Origin of the sequence: Oceanobacillus sp. HCA-5259, assembly GCF_037892815.1 — a bacterium.
In the GTDB taxonomy this organism is placed as follows: domain Bacteria; phylum Bacillota; class Bacilli; order Bacillales; family Amphibacillaceae; genus Oceanobacillus; species Oceanobacillus indicireducens.
This window is the reverse complement of sequence record NZ_JBBKBV010000054.1, coordinates 1-14,379: the sequence shown is the minus strand read 5'-3', so window position 1 is coordinate 14,379 and position 14,379 is coordinate 1. Positions and strand designations below refer to the sequence as shown.

The following is a 14,379-nucleotide window of genomic DNA, read 5'->3' as shown; positions in this document are numbered from 1 at the left end:
CTGACCCCATGTCCCAGTTTCATTTACGCTTTGAAGCGGGTGAATTTTTCTTCGAGTGGTGTTCGTTCTTTTGGTGTTGGTTTTTCGTCAAAGTACCCGAGGTGGATAAAGCCGACAATTTTTTCATTATCTTTAACATCAAGAATCTCTTTTACTTTCGGATCGTATATATGCGGATTTGTTTTCCAAACGACGCCAAGCTGTTTCTCCCAAGCGAGCAGCCAGAAGTTTTGAATCAGCGTTGCAATCGCTCCGAAGTTTTCATCCCACTGTTTTTCCATTTCCGGAACATCCATCACAGCGACTAATATTGCATTCGGTTCGTTCAAATAGTTCTCCCGGTTCTCCTGTCTTGCTTCTGGATATGTTGCTGCTACTCGCTTTGCAAATACCGGCAGCTCTTCCTCTCCAACGAAAATAAAGCGCCACGGTTCGCGCATCCCATGAGTCGGTGCCCAGCGCGCATCCTGCAATAATTCCCGCACGATTTCTTCTGTGACCGTTTTATCGTTATACCCTTTCTTAATCGCCCTTCGCTCCCGAATAATATTCGCTAAATATGTCTTCTCCATTTTTTCAGGTCCCCTATTTGTTTAATATATTCTCTCATTGATTGTAGTTCAGGATGAATGATAAAGCAATTCACATGGAAATCAAATAGTTTGTGAGGTTCATCACTGACTTTTCCTAGAAATGCAGATAAAATAGAAGGTAGGTAAAAGAATTGGAGGCTACATAAATGACGCTTTACGACGCACTAGTGTTTATACATATTTTCTCAGCTATTCTCGGGATGGGGCCGGGCATGGTAATGACTGCTGTCGTCACGCTATCGAAACCAGCTACGATGACGGAGTTAAGGCATTCTTTTAAAGTAAGAAATTCGTTACATATATTTACAATGGTAGGCGGAACGTTACTACTTGTCACCGGATTATGGATGGGCGCTCTGAATCCGTTTTGGTTCAGACAAGGCTGGTATATTGTTAGTCTCGTACTCTTCCTTGTTGCGCTTGTGATGGGACCGGTCGTGCTCAGTCCACGTTCGAAGCCGATCAAGCAATTGTTTGTCGATGTAGAGGGAGACGAGATCCCTCAGGTGTATTACGATTTATCGAAGGAATTATTCTTTTATGAACGGATTATTAATGTGATTTTCCTTATCATTATAGCGTTGATGATTTTAAAGCCGTTTTAGGAAATAAAAAACGGCTCTTCCTATTGTGGGAAGTATTTGAAAATAGCTATCTCCGACCAATGAATATGATACCCTTTCTTAAAAGGGAATGAGTGTAATGAGCATTTCAAGACCTCGATTGACTTTAATATTAGCTTGTTAATTACTCTGTGAAAGTTCAGTTTATTATACTAAAATTTTTTCGCGAAAACATATGAAAATTAGCAGAGTCTTTGGAAGTGTTTTTACGTACTCATAATCTCAGCGAAAGTGATGATTATTGGCTGTTTGTAAATGTGCATTTTTGTAAACGCTTAAAAGGCATCTAGATTATTCAAAACTAAAATGGATGTCGTACTATTATTTTAGAAGTGAAAATAATACCTTGCATTATAGAGTATTTGTGATACAATCTTTATAAGATTATTATCCGGAAAACCTTAGCCTTCTTAGGAGGTGCATATTTGGAAATTAGCAAAGAATTGCTTAAAGGGCATATTGATATGCTTGTTCTTTCACTCATAAGTAAACGTGATATGTATGGTTATGAAATAGTAAAAAAAGTTCGTATTGAAAGTGCTGGGGCTTTTGAATTAAAGGAAGGCACTTTATATTTAGCTTTAAAGCGGATAGAGAAACAAAAGTTGGTGACTTCTTATTGGGGAAATGAACAAGGTTCCGGTGGGCGAAGGAAATATTATCAAATCACCGATAAGGGTAAAAATGAATTAGAACAAAAAGTTAGTGAGTGGGAATTTATAAAAAAGAACATCGACACTTTTTTGAAGTAAAGGGGGATAATATGACAAAAGTTGATGAATACGTAGAAAAGCTGTACAAAAACGCAAATCCGAATCATCCAGAAACAATAGAATTGAAAGAAGAAACTCGGACGCACTTGTATGATTCGATAAAGGAAATAAAGTGTGAAGGATATTCAGAAAATGAGGCTTTTGAAATTGCGGTTGAACGTTATGGTGGATTTGAACAAGCTGAAAAATTAATTTCACTTATGAAAATACGCCAAAAAACATTTGCTAAATGGTTACTTACAATAGGTTTAATAAGCCTCTTGATTGGCGGTTCTAGTTTCATTATTTTATTATATATAGGAAATGTTCATGATGAGCATTTCGCCGAAATTGGATATGGGATTGAAAAAAACTTAACACAACTAAATGGCAAGAACTTTGAACAATCGTTTACTGAAGAGCCTTCTATTATAAATGCATATTTATATAATACAGAACAATCAAGAATCGGTAGTCCTGATCTTACTTATAGGGGGAAAAATCAGTGGGTGCCCTCACTCTTTAAAAGAGAAGCATTTTATGGCATGGAACACACTCTTATATCATTAGAAGTTGTTGATGTGAGAACAATTGGCTTTCTTTTATTTATTGTTGGCTTTACAGCTTATTATATTTTATTTACTTTATGGGGCTTAATCCAATTATATCACACAGATCATTTAACAATACTTTGGATAACATTATTGGTATTATTAAATGCTTTAGGATATTTGTTGTTTTTGTTAAAAAAGCAGCGAAAAAAGATACCCATGGAAGAGACATATGAGTATTAAATCGACACTTTTGAACCAGTATATGTTCAAATTGTCCATCACATAAAAGCCCAGATAATAAATGGGGTATATAATACCGGTAAAAGACTGCCATCTAGATGAAAGTTAGCTTCTCTGCTTAAGGTTAATCTGAATACGATTCAAAAGGCACTCACTGAATTAGAAAAGCAAAATATAATTGCCACCGATAATAATAAGCCCAGTTATATTAAAATTAGCCCTTCTCAAATTAAAAAAATGCGTTCAGAATTAATTCAGACTGCCCTGGATAATTTTTTAACGAGTTAAAGATATTGAATATAAATTATGAAGAAGCCGTTAAGATAATTGAAAATCATTCAAAACCATATCAAAGTAGGTGCCGAAATGCTAAAAAATCAGTTATTAGTTGAAATGAAAAGATCCTTAACTTTTAGAAACTTGTTGATTTGGTTGTCTATAATAGTTATATTACCAGCAGTAAGGTTTTATGTAATAAGTGAAGGATATCAATTTTACAAGCCGATTGAAGTGTTTCAGGAAACAGTATCAGCATTTGTTCCATTGCTGTTTCCAGCTCTGGCTATTATTATTTATTTGCCATCCTTCTTACATGAGCAAAGAAACAATTTTATTTTGTACACACAATCGCGAATACCCTTGAACACTTATATACTTAGCAAAGGTATAATAAATGCTTTTTTAACAGGTGTGGTAATTTTTTCGCTTATTTTCTTTACCTTCATTTTTGTTGTCTATGTAGAGCCACATCTAGGTATCATTTATTACACGCCTATAGATGAAAACGCATTTATTCCCACTTTTACTTTTTCAAGCCTTTTATCGTATGGTGATTTTGTTTATTGCTTTACTTATGCTTTGTGGGTTTCTATTAATGCAATTGTATACTCTACAATCGCTTTCATGCTGTTACTTGTGCTAGAAAATCCTTTTGTTGCCTTATCTGCACCTTTTGTTTATTATCACGTATTCAATTTTATTACAGGTGTGTTGAATATTGCTCAATTTTCTCCATTAAGTACGATTTTCCCTTTTAATATAGAGGAGCAGCCTTTTTGGACTATAATGGTTCCATTCTGCTTTTTGCTAATTATTTTATTAGGGATTTATGCATTCGTATTAAAAAAACGGAAAGACTGGGTGGTATAAGGTATGAATCTAGGTAGCTATCGTTTCAAAGATTATCTAGGGGATGTAATTAATATTAGATGGATTGCAGCAGGAGTAGTATTTTACTTTTATAGCGTTTTATTAAAGCGGGATATTGCTGTAACAGCAGTCGAATTGAATAAAACTTTTAATAATTGGGATTTTACCCTTCGGTTACTTACTGATATGTATCTTATCGTATACTTTTTAATTCCTATAACGCTTTTTATTTCGTTTAAATCCATCTTAAAAGATTTCGATTATCAAATATTAATTCGTTTGGGGTCTTATAGACAATGGGTATTCAACTCTATAAAGCAGTTTTGGGTGAGGAGTTCCCCACTCTTTCTTTTATGGATATTTATTTCGTTGTTTATGACGATCGGATTCCCACTTTCCGGAAATTGGAGTCAACTTAGTCGAACTAATCATATAACGAATCCCATTTCTGATTTAGCACATTATTTTACAAGCCCGGTGACAGCTTTTGCATCACAAATCACTTTAATACTTATTGCTATCTCTTTGTTACATGTGATTTTGGCAACCATTTATGTGATTACTAAAAGCAAAAATTTTATTCTTTTAATTAGTATAGGTGTTTTTCTGGGATGTATCATAGGATTTAAATTAATTCCAGAAGAATTATTATTCTTATCTCCAACTAGTTATTTGTCAATTACACAAGGGATTAATAACTTTAATTCTCTAACTATAAATTATATTGTTGTCGGCATAATTGGTGCAGTTTTATTTTTATTTTTACACTTTTTTATAGATATAAACAAGAAAAAATATATACAATTAATAAGACCATACTTTCCAAGAGCTATTTATTTGTTTCTTTGTATTATAGGAATTATCTCATCGGCAAATATTACATCTAGTTCAGTTGATACAACCGTATGGGATGTTTGGATAGTATCCTTTATTGGTGTAAGTGCTGAAAGCTTTTCTTACCTTTCTTTCTTTACTTATACAATTATTTTCTTTGGGTTTATATACTTAATACAATTATTTTTAAGTAATGAGATTGGTCAACTAGGATATTACAAGATTATAAGGTATCAGAGTTTACACAAGTGGTTCTGGAGTTGGATGAGGAAATTATTAATAAATATTGTAGCTTTTCTATTATTATTAATGGGCCTTTCTCTTATTATAGCAGCTTTATTTGATGTGAAAGCTAATTTCTATACAACGATATTTACAAATCCAATGTTTGAGGTTATGTATCACTTTTTTGTTAATGGTTTTTTACAAGTTGGGTTTTATGTATTAGCAATTTTTATTGTTTCCTGGATAAGTAAAGAATCAATACATGGGTTGATTTTAATTAGCGTATTTATGGTGTTAATGCTTCCCGGCATTAATACACATGCTATTATTCCAGTAGGCTTAAACGGTATGAGTTACTTATTAAATTATTCACCGTACTATTTAACATCTATCCTTCTTTTAATGAATTTAATTTTACTTTGTGTCATTCATTTTCTTTTCAGAGGGAGTTTAAAAATATAATTGGAAGGTGTGAAAGCATGTCTGTTATCTCATTGAGGAATGTAAGTAAGTCGTACAAAGGATTAACTCTTTTTGATAATATTGATTTAAGTATTGAGCAAGGGAAAATTTACGGTTTTGTCGGCCCAAATGGATCCGGTAAATCTGTTTTATTTAAAATGATATGTGGTTTCGTCTTTCCGGATAGCGGCAAAATATTAGTTGATGGACTGGAAATGGGTAAAAGTAAAAGGTTCCCTGAAAACTTTGGTATTATTATTGATCGTCCAGGATATATTGCTAACAAGACAGGATTTCAAAACCTGAAAGAGTTGGCATTAATTAGGGGGAAGATAAATGATGATAAAATATCAGAAACAATGAAAATTGTTGGGTTAGAACCGCAGGCAAAACAAAAGGTTAAAAATTATTCCCTGGGCATGAAGCAAAAACTTGCAATTGCCCAATCTATTATGGAGGATCAAAAAGTCCTTATTTTGGATGAAGCATTTAATGCCTTAGATGCTGAAAGTGTAGAACGAATTCGTAATTTACTCCTTTCTTACAAAGAAGAAGGGCGGACTATTTTAATCACAAGTCATAATAAGGAAGACATAAATCTTCTTTGTGACCATGTATTTCGAATCAATAATCATAAACTGGAGTCACTTGATCGTTAAATAAAATAAGAGAGTGTACCGTTACATACACTCTCTCTAATATTATTAATTACTTCTCCAACTACCAGTTACCTGAACGTTTACCGGAGTTGTTAGATCATTACTAAATTGAACGCGGGCTCTATTTCCTTTTGAAACAGAGTTTGGTAGATTTCGGACTTGATTAGAATTTACGCTTCTAACCCATGCCCCTGTGCCAGAGCTTGCTTGCATCCTAGCATCAACCGTATAAGAACCTCCTACCGAAGTGGATCTTAGATTACCATATTTTCCCGAAGATGCCTTAGTTTGATAGCTTGTGTAACCACTTCCATTAAATTTACCGACTGTTGTATTATAGTTAGTGTAAGCAGTTCCGGCTTCTGCAAACCCAGCAACAGCAAGTAAACCGACAGCTAAGGCGATTGTTGCAAGTTTTTTCTTCATTTCAAATCACCTCCTTACTTTTTAATCACTGATACATGATACAGTAAATTCATGATAGTAAGTTCGTGATGTTAAACACACTATATCAGAAATATAATAGAATTGAAAGAATAATTACAGTAATATGATAGAAATATAGTCTTAGTCTTAAAAAATTTATTACCACAATTGGTAGAAGAGAGCAACTCATGCTGCTATTTGAGTCTCGAACAGTTATTTTCTAGTCAGTTTCTTTTAGTTTCTATTTTGGATTATCACTATGAAGGTGACAAGAAAATCATTCATGAGGTGGCTTCAACTCGCCCAATTCAAGATGAGTTTGCAAACAAAGAGTCTTATACAAAGGAGGGAACGATGGTTTACCAACTAGGAATAAAGAGCTTGTCATCCATTTGCGTAAAGAGTTTTATGGAAAAATAAGAGGAAGCCAATAGTAAACGGGGTAATTCAAAAGAGTTACCTCATATATTCAGAATATAATGTTTGGTTTGAAGAAGCATTTTTAACTATAAGGCGGTGTGCATTATAAAAAATCCAAAAAGCTGGAAACATCCTGCACTGCTACTAATAACAATCGGAATATCAAATATCGGAGACTTTATCCATCTTGTTGCGATAAACATCATGGTGTACCAGCTCACTGGTTCCGCAGCGGCAGTAGCTGGTCTCTGGATCATCAGCCCCTTAACAAATATCGTTACGAAGTTTTGGACAGGAAGTTTCATTGATTACCGGAGTAAGAGAAAAGTAATGGGAGCCACGTTTATTTTGCGGGGATTGTTCATCTGTTTAATCCCATATGCTCCAAACATGGTAGTAATTTATGGCATTCTCGTAATTTTAAGTGTCGGGAAAGCTTTCTATAATCCTGCATCCATGACGTATGTTGCTATTCTTATCCCGACAGAAAAAAGGAAGCGCTTTAACTCTGTTCGGTCATTTGTCGATTCTGGAGCTTTTATTATCGGGCCGGCCATTGGAGGGGCATTGATCTTATCCACCTCGGTTGAAGCTACCTTGTGGATAAATGCAATATCTTTTATCCTCGCAGCAATCTTATTATTACTCTTACCGGAAAAAGAAGAGATTGATAAAGAAGCTATCCCCGCATTAACTATTTCCCAAGTCGTCCGTGACTTTACGGTTGTGCAAAAGTTCATGAGGGAAAATAAGTATGTAACTTTTATTTATCTTGGATCCATTATCATTATGATCTTTTCCTTTGCGATGGATGCTCAGGAGGTTGTTTTTACGCAGCAGGTCATCGGTCTTTCGGAATTGGAATATAGTTTATTGATTAGTATTACAGGCATTGGATCGCTCGTAGGGGCAATGCTTTTAACGATTTTTTCTAATAAAATGTCATTGCGCCATATGATTGTAATCGGATTGATTATGTGGACGGTCGGTTACGTGATTTATGCATTTTCCTGGTCGTTCGCTTCCATAATTGTTGGCTTTGTCATCTTAGGGTTCTTCAATGTTTTCCTTAATGCAGGAATCATGACCTTTTATCAAAATAACGTTTCGATCGAGGTGATGGGCAGAGTTACAAGTATTTATCAGCTTATTCAAAGTGCGATCCAAGTAATATTTATTTTAGCAATTGGTGTTGTGGCAGATCTTGTTTCCTTACGAATGACCATTGTTACATTGGCTCTCGTGATGTTAGTTGCATCGATAATTTTTTCCGTTTCTGTATTGAAACCTGACAAGCAAGGGTTTTATCGGGAGGATGACGGGGAGTCGAATTTGGAAGTGAAATAAAGATTAAGGATTTGTTCTGGAATGGCAATTAGAGTAGTAATTTTAATCTTGATATTTGGATTGGTTAGGGGGGAATAGCCGTGCTAAAATTCATCGGAATTGATATAAAAAAACACCATAAAGAAGTAGTTGAATTTCGAAAAGATTCATTTAGAGTAAGCTTCGGTGATGCCTCAAACTTTATTGCAACGGACTATTTAAGATGGCTGGAAGAAAAAATAGCTGAATTTCCAGAGGGCTTTGTTCTAATTGAAGAAGACAAAGAATATATCGGACAGCTTGAACTATCGATTCGTGAATACGAAGGCAAAAATATAGGATATATACATTTGTATTATTTAATACCTGAAAAACGTGGGCATGGCATAGGGGAAAAGTTATATCAATACGCACTACAGTTTTTTGAAAAAAATAAAGTTAATGAATACCATCTAAGGGTTTCTCCAACAAATACCGGTGCAATTAGATTTTATCGCAAAGTAGGAATGGAGGAAACGGGTTCTGAAGTTGGTGGGAAGGTGATCAGAATGAGAGGGTATTTATGAGTAAAGGGTAGTTTTATAATGGTTACAATTTATCACGCATTAGCGGTCTGTAATACCCCGCCTCTAAGCAGGAGGGAAGCCCAGCATGTTGAGGTGGGGAATATACAGTCCGTAAATCCCTGACTCTGTTCAACTAACATTCAGTGGAGGAGGTAAAGAAAGGTAAGGAAACCCTACTGAAGTTTCACTTTATGTGAAAGTATGACTTAAACAAACAGGTGCGTTTCTTCAAGAAGGAGATCGCACTCTTTTGTTGAAGTATAGGGCATTTTAGTGCAAGAAGCATAAAGTGTTCTTATGGTAAAATACAGGTAGAAAATTGTTTAGGTTTTGTTCAACAAACGATTGAGACTGGAGAGAGCAGGTGGTTTAATTGTTTAAGGCAGCAGGATATTTGGTACAAGGATAAAGATAAAAAAGGTCTGGGTGTTTTGTAGTAATTGTGTAGGATTGTTCAATAATAATTATTTACATCACAAGGTGAATGTTTCGGTCTATTCTGAATCTATTTTATGACTAATTTCCTTTTAGTAAATTCTTGATGTTTTCCAAAAGTTTAAGAGCTTCGGATAACGCTTAAAAATAATCCAGGTATAACCCCTCTAAAAGCCCAATCAAAAACTACAGCCCATAAAATACCAGAATGATTACCTGCGTACTCAAATTGACCAAAAACAAAACCTAGTATAACTCCAAGTACAGCTATTATAATTCCTGTATAATAAAGAACTTTAGCAATTACATTGGTCACCATTATTCAACAGGTGTGTTGCATAACTATGCCTTAGTTGGTGAGGATGGTCTTATTTATTCCTGCACGTTTGGAAATCCGCTTGATGAATCGAACGGTACTCAATGTTAGAATTAAGCTAAGTTATTGTGCTAATGGGGCAGGATAGCTAATTATAAAATATTGATTATTATTTAGTTGAAATGGGATGATGTTTAAATATGATGAAAAACCATACTAAGTTTGGGAAGGTAATTGGTTGGTTAGGTTTTCTATTATTTATGCTTGGATTTATGTTTAATGAGTGGATAGGTGTGTTGGCAGAAGATATTCCAGAAGAATTCTATCCATTTCCTCACCATCAATGATAACAGGGATAATTCTACTCCTTCTTTCTAATTTCTTTAGAAAGAAGAATATTTAGTTTTTTAATCTAACTTAGATTCAATTAACAGGTGCTTATCTTTAATAAAGAAATTGATGTGAATGAAAAAATTTTTGATAAAATGATAATAAGAAATTTCTATTTCATACGAGGGGGAGTATATATGTTATGGGAAGAAGTTCGAAAAGCATATCCTGATAAATGGGTTGTATTTGAAGCAATCGAAGCTCACTCAGATAGTAATTATCGCATAGTAGATGACATAGCCGTAATAGATACTTTTGACGACTCAATGGACGCATTCCGTCTCCACAATGAATTACACAAGCAAAAGCCTAATCGGGAACTATACTTCTTTCATACATCTAGAGAGGATCTCGATATACTTGAGAAAAAATGGACTGGACTTAGAAAAATATGATTAAGATAAAGGAAATATCAAAATTACCATTTATAGAGGTTACAGTTATTTTTCAAGGACGAAGCTTAAAATTAGAAAATGCTTTAATTGTTTGAGTACTATTGTCTTTTCTAACAAATGGGGTAGCTTCATTCAACAAGAGTTTTTGCAATTTAAAAATAAAAAGTGACTAAAAGGGTGGGGCTGCATGAAGAATAGCTTTATTGAACACATTCAAAAGGTTTATCCTAACCTCCCAATTGAACAGTTTTATCTTAATGAAATTGGCCAAAATAACGACGTGTTCATTGTAAACGAATCTTTGGTTTTTAGATTTCCGAAATACAAAAATGGAATCCTTCAATTAAAAAAAGAGACGGAAATTTTGAATTACATTAAAGATATCATCTCGACCCCTATTCCGAATCCAATTTATCATTCCTTTGAAGGGTTAGAACCAGGTAAGGTCTTTACTGGTTATAATCTAATAGATGGTGTTCCTTTGTGGAAGGAAAGTTTAAAAGGTATTAAGAATTATGAATTGGTTAAAGGAGTAGCAAATCAACTTGTTTCTTTTCTTATAGAATTACATGCGATTTCAGAAGAAAAAGTAAGTCGAGATTTGAAACTAAAGGTTCGTAATCCTCGTATAGAAATGTATAACTTGTATGATAGGATTCAAAAAAAGCTATTCCCTTATATTAAAAAAGACGCTCAAGAAGAAATAACATACTCCTTTGAAGCGTTCCTAAAAGCGGAAGCGCTCTCAAAACTAAATATAACAATGATACACGGAGATTTTGGTGCATCTAATATCTTATGGAATCCGGAAACAAGTAGAATTTCGGGGATAATAGATTTTGGTGGTTCTGGTTTAGGAGACCCAGCTTATGATTTTGCAGGAATACTCTCCAGCTATGGCCAAGATTTTTTTGATATGTGTATAAGTCTTTATCCCAATGGTGACCAGCTATCAGAACGGGTTAAATTCTATAAGCGTACGTTTCCTTTGCAAGAAGCATTGCACGGGATTGAGAATGACGATAAAGAGGCATTTGAAAGTGGAATTAAAGATTTTAGATAGATTCCTGTAAGCTATCTGGTGCATGGTTTGGTTATCGTATTAACAGGACAGGATTGTTTAACAACAGAGAAGTTGTTCTTAGTGATATTTAACAAATAGTTGCTGTGATTTTCTGCTAATACTATCAGTGAATAGAGAAATTTATAAAAGCAATTGCAGGAGGAGAAAATATGTTTGAATATAAGATTGATAATGATGTTTCTTTGAGAATGTTTACGGAGGATGATGCAGAGGAGTATTATCATTTAATAGTTGACTCAAAGCAACATTTAAAACAATGGATCACTTGGGTAGAAGCTGTCGAAAGTCAAAACGATACAAATGAGAGCTTAAAACAAAGAATCGAAGGATTAGTGGAGAACGGTGGATATCCTAAGTGGTTTGCAATTATATATAAAGGAAGAATAGCAGGTACGATTGGATTTAATGAAGTTGATAAATTTAATAATGTAGGGGAATTAGGTTATTGGCTAGGTAGGGGCTTTCAAGGCAAGGGCGTAATATCTAGGGCCTACAAAACGGTGATAGATTATGGATTCAAAGAACTTTCACTCAATCGGATTGAAGTTTATATAGCTGCTGGAAATGAGCGAAGCAGAGCTATACCCGAAAAATTTGGTTTTATTGAAGAAGGTAGAATAAGAAAAACAGAATGGTTAAATGACCATTATGAAGATCAAATAATTTACGGGATTTTGGCGGAAGAGTGGAAGTGAAAATTCACTAACGGGTGCAATCCTGAAAAAGGAGAAGCACCTTTTTTGTCGAATATATTCAATAGGGCATGTTTGTTAAAAAAGGAATAAATTTAACCGAAATCGGATTAAAGGGAGTGAAATACTTTAGAATGGATATTAGAAGACCAAATGGTTCTGAACTTGAAAAGATTATTCAACTATCTCCGCAGGCCTTATTCGATGGCACATTAGGTGAAGTAAGACCCACAAATGAAAAAATTAAAAGTCTTATTGAACCATTATTGGAAAAAGGAAGCTATTATTTAATAGCAATTGAAGAAGGTAAACTAATGGGTTGGATCCTTATAGGGGAAAGTAGAGACCAATTTACTGATAAGATGAATGGTTTTATTTATGAGTTATTTGTTTTGGAAGAATTTAGAAGAAGTGGAGTTTCTAAACAATTATTGAGAACTGCTATTGATGAACTAAGAGAAAATGGATACCCTGAGGTTCGTCTAAGTGCATTTGCGGGTAATCAAGCCATTAAACTTTATGAGAAATTGGGCTTTAACCTTAGAACAGTCACCATGACTTTCCCCTTATAGATATGGATTTGCACTAATGGATGGTTACTTCAATAAGAAATAATATATTTTTTATTATTTCGCCTAAACTCAAAACCGCACTGTAACAAAGATTATTAAATATTGGATTTTTTGTATACTGGAGGAGAAATTCAGGCAGCAATTTTTGTGAAGTTTGTCAGTGCGAAGATTGGGTTGATAGAGCCTAGGAAAATGTCTAAAACGGGGTAAAAGTAAAATGAGAAACAAGCGTTTTAAAATAACCCTTTCCACCATCTCCATTTTACTTTTCGGTTATCATATATTCAATTTATTTTATCTCTGGTCAGATATCCCAAGTCAGAACGCCATCCATTTCACTGGTAAGACTCCAGATAATTGGGGTTCCAAATACATTTTATTCGTAATGCCAGTTTTAAGCATCCTCATTTGGTTCCTCATTGGCTTATTAGTCAAAAACCCGGAAAAAATGAACTATGTTAATTTAACGGAAGCGAATAAAGAAATCCAGTTTGCCAGAGTTGGAAAAGTGATGTTGCTTATTCAAAACCTGGGCTTTATAGCCTTTGTTATGGCTAACGAAGCGTTGTTAAGAAATGCAGCAGGACTTGAGTCTGCCTTTCCTTTTGCAGTTTCACTCTTTCTTTTAGCGATTTGCCTTATAGCACCTTTTTATCTTTTGTTCTGGGCATTTTTGTTGAAGTACTGAAGAAGTTAATTGAGGTGTTGGACATTATTATGTAAGTTTATGGAGGTTCTATAGGAGGGAATAACACATGAGAACTGAAAAAGAAATGTTTGACCTAATAATAGATACAGCTCAAAAAGACGAACGCATCCGAGCCGTTTATATGAATGGATCAAGAACCAATCCTAAAGCCCCAAAGGATATCTTCCAGGATTATGATATTGTTTACGTAGTTACAGAAACAGCTTCATTCATAAAAAATGAGAAATGGATCGATATTTTTGGGGATTTAATTATGATTCAAAAACCCGATGAAAACGATAAATGTATAGGGCTAGATGTTGAATTTGAAAAGTCTTATGGATATTTAATGCTTTTTACAGATGGTAATCGAATCGACTTACATATTGAGACAAAAGAAGCTATGATTGAGAACTATACAAAGGAAAAACTTACGATTCCTTTATTGGATAAAGACAGCATCCTCCCTGATATTCCAAAACCTATAGATAAGGATTATTGGGTAAAGAAGCCATCAGAACCTCTCTTTATGAGTTGTTGTAATGACTTTTGGTGGTGTCTGCAGAACGTAGGAAAAGGAATATGGCGTGATGAGTTGCCATATGCAAAACAAATGTTTGAGTTTGTAATAAGGGATAGATTAGATGAAATGGTTTCTTGGTGGATTGGCATAAAATATGATTTCCAAATTTCGGTGGGAAAGATGGGTAAGTATTTTAAACAGTACCTCCCTGATCCCTATTGGGAAATGTATAAAAAGACCTATTCTGACTACAACTATAAGAATTTTTGGAACTCAATTTTTGTAGCTTGCGAATTATTTAGAGTGTTAGCAAAAGATGTTGCAGAACAATTATTATTTACATATCCAATAAATGACGATAAGAAAATGACGGAATTCCTTAAACATATTAGGGAATTACCAGTTGACGCACAAGGTATTTTTGAATAATGCGAAATACGATTTAAATTTTACAA

General features: G+C 34.3%; 19 protein-coding genes and 1 pseudogene. 16 read left to right on the top strand and 4 right to left on the bottom strand.

The window, feature by feature from the left end:
- Nucleotides 1–23: 23 nt before the first annotated feature.
- Nucleotides 24–572: a nitroreductase family protein gene (locus tag WKU33_RS18235; protein ID WP_188856616.1), complete on the bottom strand. Its 549-nt coding sequence runs from the start codon at nt 570–572 to the stop codon at nt 24–26.
- Nucleotides 573–739: 167 nt separating this feature from the next.
- Here WKU33_RS18235 and WKU33_RS18230 point away from each other — a divergent pair, with 167 nt between their 5' ends.
- The 6 genes from WKU33_RS18230 (at nt 740) to WKU33_RS18205 (ending at nt 6,091) form a co-directional block, all read left to right on the top strand.
- Nucleotides 740–1,198: a DUF2269 family protein gene (locus WKU33_RS18230; RefSeq protein ID WP_188856615.1), complete on the top strand. Its 459-nt coding sequence runs from the start codon at nt 740–742 to the stop codon at nt 1,196–1,198.
- A 443-nt stretch (nt 1,199–1,641) separates the two neighbouring features.
- Nucleotides 1,642–1,968 carry a PadR family transcriptional regulator gene (locus WKU33_RS18225; RefSeq protein WP_336253276.1) on the top strand — a complete coding sequence of 109 codons (327 nt, stop codon included), beginning with the start codon at nt 1,642–1,644 and terminating at the stop codon, nt 1,966–1,968.
- 11 nt (nt 1,969–1,979) lie between these two features.
- Complete coding sequence (locus tag WKU33_RS18220; RefSeq protein ID WP_336253277.1) at nt 1,980–2,762, top strand: permease prefix domain 1-containing protein; 783 nt, start codon at nt 1,980–1,982, stop codon at nt 2,760–2,762.
- A 327-nt stretch (nt 2,763–3,089) separates the two neighbouring features.
- Nucleotides 3,090–3,911, top strand: a complete 822-nt coding sequence (locus WKU33_RS18215; RefSeq protein WP_336253278.1) for an ABC transporter permease — start codon at nt 3,090–3,092, stop codon at nt 3,909–3,911.
- A gap of 3 nt (nt 3,912–3,914) precedes the next feature.
- A complete protein-coding gene (locus WKU33_RS18210) occupies nt 3,915–5,432 on the top strand; it encodes a hypothetical protein (RefSeq protein WP_336253279.1) in 1,518 nt (505 codons plus the stop codon).
- Nucleotides 5,433–5,449: 17 nt separating this feature from the next.
- Complete coding sequence (locus WKU33_RS18205; protein ID WP_340455988.1) at nt 5,450–6,091, top strand: ABC transporter ATP-binding protein; 642 nt, start codon at nt 5,450–5,452, stop codon at nt 6,089–6,091.
- Nucleotides 6,092–6,136: 45 nt separating this feature from the next.
- On the opposite strand, the gene WKU33_RS18200 is transcribed toward WKU33_RS18205, so the two are convergent.
- Entirely contained in the window at nt 6,137–6,517 is a 381-nt protein-coding gene (locus tag WKU33_RS18200; protein ID WP_340455986.1) for a hypothetical protein, read from the bottom strand.
- Between the two features lie 198 nt (nt 6,518–6,715).
- On the opposite strand from WKU33_RS18200, the gene WKU33_RS18195 reads away from it, so the two are divergent.
- The 3 genes from WKU33_RS18195 (at nt 6,716) to WKU33_RS18185 (ending at nt 8,829) form a co-directional block, all read left to right on the top strand.
- Nucleotides 6,716–6,937 carry a hypothetical protein gene (locus WKU33_RS18195; RefSeq protein ID WP_336253281.1) on the top strand — a complete coding sequence of 74 codons (222 nt, stop codon included), beginning with the start codon at nt 6,716–6,718 and terminating at the stop codon, nt 6,935–6,937.
- A 96-nt stretch (nt 6,938–7,033) separates the two neighbouring features.
- Nucleotides 7,034–8,284 (top strand): MFS transporter, encoded by a 1,251-nt coding sequence (locus tag WKU33_RS18190; RefSeq protein WP_340455984.1) that lies wholly within the window; start codon nt 7,034–7,036, stop codon nt 8,282–8,284.
- A gap of 80 nt (nt 8,285–8,364) precedes the next feature.
- Nucleotides 8,365–8,829: a GNAT family N-acetyltransferase gene (locus WKU33_RS18185; protein WP_340455982.1), complete on the top strand. Its 465-nt coding sequence runs from the start codon at nt 8,365–8,367 to the stop codon at nt 8,827–8,829.
- 556 nt (nt 8,830–9,385) lie between these two features.
- On the opposite strand, the gene WKU33_RS18180 is transcribed toward WKU33_RS18185, so the two are convergent.
- Nucleotides 9,386–9,583 (bottom strand): hypothetical protein, encoded by a 198-nt coding sequence (locus WKU33_RS18180; protein ID WP_340455980.1) that lies wholly within the window; start codon nt 9,581–9,583, stop codon nt 9,386–9,388.
- A pseudogene (locus WKU33_RS19150) lies at nt 9,579–9,673 on the bottom strand (tyrosine-type recombinase/integrase); the annotation flags it as partial. The pseudogene WKU33_RS19150 and the gene WKU33_RS18180, both read right to left, overlap by 5 nt.
- 107 nt (nt 9,674–9,780) lie before the next feature.
- Between WKU33_RS19150 and WKU33_RS18175 the strand changes: the two are divergent.
- The 7 genes from WKU33_RS18175 to WKU33_RS18145 all read left to right on the top strand — a co-directional run bounded on the left by WKU33_RS18175 (nt 9,781) and on the right by WKU33_RS18145 (nt 14,353).
- Entirely contained in the window at nt 9,781–9,927 is a 147-nt protein-coding gene (locus WKU33_RS18175; RefSeq protein ID WP_336253284.1) for a hypothetical protein, read from the top strand.
- Between the two features lie 180 nt (nt 9,928–10,107).
- On the top strand, nt 10,108–10,365 hold the full coding sequence (locus tag WKU33_RS18170; RefSeq protein ID WP_340455978.1) for a hypothetical protein: 258 nt from the start codon (nt 10,108–10,110) through the stop codon (nt 10,363–10,365).
- Nucleotides 10,366–10,552: 187 nt separating this feature from the next.
- The gene (locus WKU33_RS18165; protein ID WP_340455976.1) at nt 10,553–11,428 is read left to right on the top strand and encodes a phosphotransferase family protein; all 876 of its coding nucleotides are present in this window, start codon (nt 10,553–10,555) and stop codon (nt 11,426–11,428) included.
- A 170-nt stretch (nt 11,429–11,598) separates the two neighbouring features.
- Nucleotides 11,599–12,144, top strand: a complete 546-nt coding sequence (locus tag WKU33_RS18160) for a GNAT family N-acetyltransferase (RefSeq protein WP_156856078.1) — start codon at nt 11,599–11,601, stop codon at nt 12,142–12,144.
- A gap of 131 nt (nt 12,145–12,275) precedes the next feature.
- A complete protein-coding gene (locus tag WKU33_RS18155) occupies nt 12,276–12,713 on the top strand; it encodes a GNAT family N-acetyltransferase (RefSeq protein ID WP_336253286.1) in 438 nt (145 codons plus the stop codon).
- A gap of 217 nt (nt 12,714–12,930) precedes the next feature.
- Nucleotides 12,931–13,401: a DUF1648 domain-containing protein gene (locus WKU33_RS18150; protein ID WP_156856077.1), complete on the top strand. Its 471-nt coding sequence runs from the start codon at nt 12,931–12,933 to the stop codon at nt 13,399–13,401.
- Nucleotides 13,402–13,468: 67 nt separating this feature from the next.
- Nucleotides 13,469–14,353 (top strand): aminoglycoside 6-adenylyltransferase, encoded by an 885-nt coding sequence (locus WKU33_RS18145; protein WP_188857195.1) that lies wholly within the window; start codon nt 13,469–13,471, stop codon nt 14,351–14,353.
- The last annotated feature ends 26 nt before the right edge of the window (nt 14,354–14,379 follow it).